At 60.3% G+C, this 4474-nt stretch carries 4 protein-coding genes; 2 read left to right on the forward strand and 2 right to left on the reverse strand.

What is annotated here, in order from left to right; all coding sequences use genetic code 11:
* Positions 1-219: 219 nt before the first annotated feature.
* Together HHL24_RS43030 and HHL24_RS43035 are read right to left on the reverse strand one after the other, a co-directional pair.
* A complete protein-coding gene (locus HHL24_RS43030; protein WP_169491305.1) occupies positions 220-1326 on the reverse strand; it encodes a porin in 1107 nt (368 codons plus the stop codon).
* 162 nt (positions 1327-1488) lie between these two features.
* Positions 1489-2796, reverse strand: coding sequence for an MFS transporter (locus HHL24_RS43035; RefSeq protein WP_169491306.1), 1308 nt, complete (start codon positions 2794-2796; stop codon positions 1489-1491).
* 154 nt (positions 2797-2950) lie between these two features.
* On the opposite strand from HHL24_RS43035, the gene HHL24_RS43040 reads away from it, so the two are divergent.
* Positions 2951-3901, forward strand: coding sequence for a LysR family transcriptional regulator (locus HHL24_RS43040; protein ID WP_169491307.1), 951 nt, complete (start codon positions 2951-2953; stop codon positions 3899-3901).
* A 368-nt stretch (positions 3902-4269) separates the two neighbouring features.
* Positions 4270-4449, forward strand: a complete 180-nt coding sequence (locus HHL24_RS45285; protein WP_407947562.1) for a BON domain-containing protein — start codon at positions 4270-4272, stop codon at positions 4447-4449.
* Positions 4450-4474 lie beyond the last annotated feature (25 nt).

Genomic DNA, 4474 nt, shown 5'->3' on the forward strand with positions numbered 1-4474 from the left:
CATCCGTACGATGTGGCAGACCGGCCTTGATATGAAGACGAAATACAAGGAGACCTCGCGTGGTGGGCTGGCGTTGAATGTTGTCGAGTGCTGATGCGGGGCGTTCTGCCAAATGAGTCTTAAATAAATACGAAAAACAATTTGGTTACCTAAATAAATAGGGCGTTGGATGTTTTGTCCGACGCCCTGTTTTTATTGCACCGCTTCCGGCTGCGATGTCTAGAAGTTGTGGTAAATACCCACGGCGAGGTCGGTTACCGTCACGCCGGGTTTCGGTACAGGCGAGCCAGCCGCATAATCGATCGTCATCGCCGATTGCGGTCCGTTCTTGATCAAACTGCCGCGTACATAGAGTGCAGTCCGCTTCGAGAGAAAATAGTCTTCTCCCAGCGTGGCGCCGGTAGCGTGATTCCCATCCTGCGTCGTGTGCCGGTATACAACCGATGCACGCACCAGATTGCGGCCAAACGTCGCGGCCGCACCGAGCGAGTAGACGCTGGCGAGATAGTCACCGCCTTCCTTCGGATCGATCAACTGATACGAACCCGAGAATACATAACGGCCCATATCGTAGACCATAGCCGCGCCGTATTCGTCGGTCCGCACGGTAGGATCGGTGCAGGTACCCGCGCCCGGATCGCACCAGGTCTGGTTGTAACTGCCGACGAGATACAGGTTCTGACCGCCCGTGAGCGGATGATACGTGACGTTCAGGCCTCGGTTCTGGGTGGCCGGCCCTTGGCTCTGATCTGACTTCAGGGCATACAGCAATTGCGTGCTGAAGCCTGCAAAGGTCGGCGACGAATACATGGCGGAATTGTTCACCCGAGCTTCCACGTAGCTCGCGCCTTTGCCCAGGTCGGACGCCACGCTGAAATAGGCCAACGGTGATATTTTGGCGTTAAGAAGGAATGGGTCGACGAACATCTGCAGTTCGGCCCCGAATTGCTTACCTAGCGACAACGTTCCCCACGCCGGGTTCGACAGGGACACCGTGGACTGGCGGTTAAAGAGCGTGCCCGTTTGTCCGAAGGTTCCGTCGTTGGCATTGAAACCGGCCTCCAGATCGAATGCCGCAATGGTTCCGCCGCCCAGATCTTCCTGTCCATAGAAGCCGAGTTTCGAGGTCCAGGTGCCACCGCTCAAAATCCGGTTGACTGACTGGCCACCGGAATTCAGGTGATCGAAATACTCGTCGACGGAACCATAGATCGTGAACATGGATCCGCCGCGCGGGAACGTGCCCGGATTAAACCCGGGAAGCAGGTCCTGAAAGACGCCATCTGCGTGCGCCATGCCATGTGCGAAAAGCAGTGCCGCAGCCATCGCGCAAATCCGAGGTTTGCCTGAATGTCTATGTTTCAATGGACCCCCCTGGGTCGTTAGTTGGAAAGCTGTAAGGCGTGAGGAGCCACTCGACCCGGAAAGGGTCGAGGTCAGCTACTCCGGTAGATGACTGATGGGGAAGAAATGGAAGGCCGCGCTATCTCAAGGCTCGGTGCGCCGCTCCTTGAACAGCACAAGCGCGCAGAAGCTGACCAGGCACGACAGCGCGACATACCATGCCGCGGACATCGGATTGCCAGTTGTCCTGATGAGCCATGTCACGACGAATTGCGCTGTGCCTCCGAACAACGTCACTCCGAGCGCGTAGGGAATCGCCAGGCCACTGGCCCGCACGCGGGCAGGAAACGCTTCGAGCAGAAGCAGCATGCCAGCGCCTGCACCGAGCGCCATCAATGCACTGATCAAGCCGACCGCGCAGAGGACGGGCAAGGCGGAGTGCGCATGGGTGATCATCTGGAACACCGGCAGGGCGAGGAGCATGGTGCATCCGGACGTGAACAGCACCAGTGGCTTGCGACGTGTCAAGCGGTCCGCGAGTAGCCCGGATAGCGGCGAGATGATGAGCAACAGTAACGCCGACAGCGTGGCTGACAGATAGCCGGTGGTCGGTGGCATGTGCATGACGCGGGTCAGATAGCTCGGCATGTAATACACGATGACGTAGGTAGGCACCGTGCTGCCCATCAACATCAGTGTTGCCAGCACGATCGTCTTGCCGTGCTCTCGACAGAGCTCGCCGAGCGGCGTACGAGCGAATCCTGCCGTTGCGGCGGCGACCGGTGTTTCGTGAAGTTGCCGGCGCACGTAGAGACCGACCGGCGCCACCAGCAGACCAAGGAGGAACGGGACGCGCCAGCCCCAGGTCGCGAGATCGACCGGCGTCAGGGTCCGTGTCAGCACGACGCCCAGCAATGCACCTAGCAGCGCTGCCGCGCCCTGGCTGGCCGGTTGCCAGCTCACCAGAAATCCCCGGCGAGACGCCGGACCAGCCTCCATCAGGTACGTGCTGGAGGCGCCGACCTCGCCACCGGCCGCGAAACCCTGCAGCAGGCGGCCTGCAATGACAATCAGGGGTGCCGCGATGCCGAGCGTTGCAAAGGGCGGACAGAGGCCGATAGCAGCGGTGCCCAGCGCCATCAGCCAGATGGTCATTGTCATCGCCGCACGGCGCCCGACGCGGTCCGCGTAGGCTCCGATCACCATCGCGCCGAGCGGCCGCGTGAAAAAGCCGACACCAAAGGTGCCCACCGCCATCAGTAGCGAAGTGATCGGATCGGCCGCCGGAAAGAACTGGGCACCGATCATGGCGGCGAAGAAGCTGAACACGGTGAAATCGAAGATTTCGAGGCCGTTGCCCAGCGAAGTCGCCAATATCACCTTGCGAAGTCCGGGTGCAACCTTCGGGTTGACGGCGGCCGGCGCGCAGGAGGCAATCTGGGTCGTGCGCATGGTTGGTTGATTCCTCTGGTTGTGTGGTACATGTAACGACTTTCACAGCATCCGTCGGAGCATCACCAGCCATAAGTAACCACGCAAACGAATTGTTGTTTGGGGTATAGAATTTGGTTATGCCATCACTCGCCCCGAGCGGGCATGAACCTCCATGAAACTGAATCAGTTAAGAGCGTTGGTCGCGGTTGCGAAGGCCGGCAGCATTCAGGAAGCCGCCCGCCTGATGCACCTGACCCAGCCGGCGCTCAGCAAGTCGATACGGGAGCTTGAGCGTGAAGTCGGCGTGCCGCTGCTCGTGCGCTCGGCCAGGGGCGCTACGCTCACGCCGTACGGCGCCATGATTGCGAAGCGCTCGCGAGCGATCCAGAAGGAGGTCGACAAGATCCGGGAAGAAATCGATTCGCTGCGCGGCGAACTCGGCGGACGTGTCTCGATCGGCCTGACGCCACCGGCGGCGGGCGCGGCGCTCGCCGATGCGGTCAGTGTGTTCCGGCAGCAACGGCCGTCGGTCGAACTGCACCTGCTCGAGTTGCGGCCGGCCCAGATTGCAGAGGGTCTTCGCGACGGGACCCTGGACCTCGGCATCGTGTCGCAATATGGCGAGGCCGAGCCTGGTGGCTTGAAGTGGTCGAAGCTTTATAGTCTGAAGACCTTGCTCGCTGTCGGCGGAAAACACGAGAATCCGAAGATCTCGCTGCAGGAGCTGGACAAAGTCGAATGGTTGGCTCTCGATGGAGCCGACGATCCCCACGGCTACATTTCAACGCTGTTTTCTGAGTTCAATCTGCCGACGCCGACCCGGATCCTGCGGTGTTCGTCGATTGCACTGTATCTTGAGCTCGCATCGCGCCTAAGTGTCGTGACGCATTGGGCAGAAACGGGCCTCGAAGTGCTCGAACTGCTCTTTCGCGCGGGGCGGATGACGCAGCTCGCGCTGGATGTGCCGATGCCGGACCTGAATGTCCTGCTCGTCTATCAGGACGAGGATCTGCTGACGTCTGCGGCCAGCGAATTCGTGCAAATGCTCAATGCGGCCGTCAGCAGGCATCGGCCGCGAAGCGGCCATGATACCCGCGCTAAGCCGCGATGCGGCACGCCATAACGGAAATCTATAGCCCCCAAAACTAGTTCCTTGTGTTTCGCCTTCTTTCTGGCGATCCTACGGCTGACTTCACGCCAGCGTCTTACGCGCGAAGTAATTCGGCAACCTGCTTTTTCAACGCTGCGGCGACGAAATAAACATAGGACAAGGGCGACAACATGAAAGGTATGCGTGTCTTAGCAGTAACCGGAATTCTATTTGCGGCAATCGTCGTCACGCCGGCTTACGCACAGCCGGCAGGCACAACCGCTTCGGCGCCGGCTGCGCAGTCTGTTACTGGTGCGGCCGCCTCGGCATCGAAGGCATCGAAGGCAATGGACAGGGCACTCGCGAAACGCGTCCGGCGGGCACTGGCGAAGACATCGGGAATGGTGCTGACCAATATAAGCGTACGCGCGAGAGACGGCGCCGTTACGCTGGTCGGGAGCGTGCCGTCTGCGGCACTCGTTGGGCAGGCGGCCCAGGTAGCGGGGAGCGTCGACGGCGTCAGCTCGGTGACAAACCGTTTAAGTGTGCGGATCGATCCGAGAAGCTTCAACGGTCGTTGATCTCGGCTTCGGGATAGGCGTGAGC

The organism is Paraburkholderia polaris (genome assembly GCF_012927345.1).
GTDB classification, from domain to species: Bacteria; Pseudomonadota; Gammaproteobacteria; order Burkholderiales; family Burkholderiaceae; genus Paraburkholderia; species Paraburkholderia polaris.